Below are 808 nucleotides of genomic sequence, written 5' to 3'. Positions count from 1 at the left end.
TGAAATTGATTTGTGTGTTTATTATGGTTATTGCATCTAGTTTTGAAAGATCTAAATTTCATAATGATTTTGTGTGAAAATCATACAAAATTAATTATAACACTTTTTACAAAAATTCCAAATATTTTATATGATTATTTTTTGATAATTGAATTAGAATCACTAAAAATGTTGATTACAATTAAGTTGCTTTATTATTCTACAATATTTTCAAAATTTTTCAAGTAAATTTTTATTTTTTTTCTTAATTTAAATATTTAAATAACATTATTAAAAAATATATTAGAAATTTTAATAATTAAAATCACCAAAAACTATTCTATGTATTAATTAAAAAATTTTTAAATTTATTAGTTGATGTAGAAATGTCTTCAATTAAGTATTTTTTTATTAAATATTATTTTGCTTCAAAGAAACATTTTTCTATTCAATTAAAAAAACCTTTCCATTGAGAAAGGTTACATTGAAGGTTTGAATACTTAATATTACGCTTAATCTGACGATAAACTCTTCATATGATTATCCGTAAATTTGTAAATTTACTAGTAATTTAATCATTACTAATATTATTATAACATTATTTACATTAGTTTACATTTGATTTTGTCTTAATAATTTTGTTTTATTAATTTATTTTTTGTTTGGTTTAATAAATAATTAAATATATATACTTTAACTTGATTATAGTATACTACCTAAACTTAATCAAATTAAGATAGAGGTGGGATAATACTGAACTAGTATTCAATATAAATAATAAGTAAATAAAAAATCTAACCTATTACTAGATTAGACTTTTATTAAATTA

Annotated in this window: 1 protein-coding gene; it reads left to right on the top strand. The window is 17.3% G+C overall.

All coding sequences use genetic code 4. The annotated features are described in order from the left end of the window. Nucleotides 1–185: hypothetical protein (locus ACXX85_RS03970; protein WP_458560688.1), on the top strand; the 185-nt coding region annotated here is incomplete at its 5' end. Between the last annotated feature and the right edge of the window lie 623 nt (nt 186–808).

The organism is Mycoplasma sp. Z386, assembly GCF_054343375.1.
Note: the sequence above shows the minus strand (reverse complement) of the source record. Positions and strands in the feature narration are given on the sequence as shown.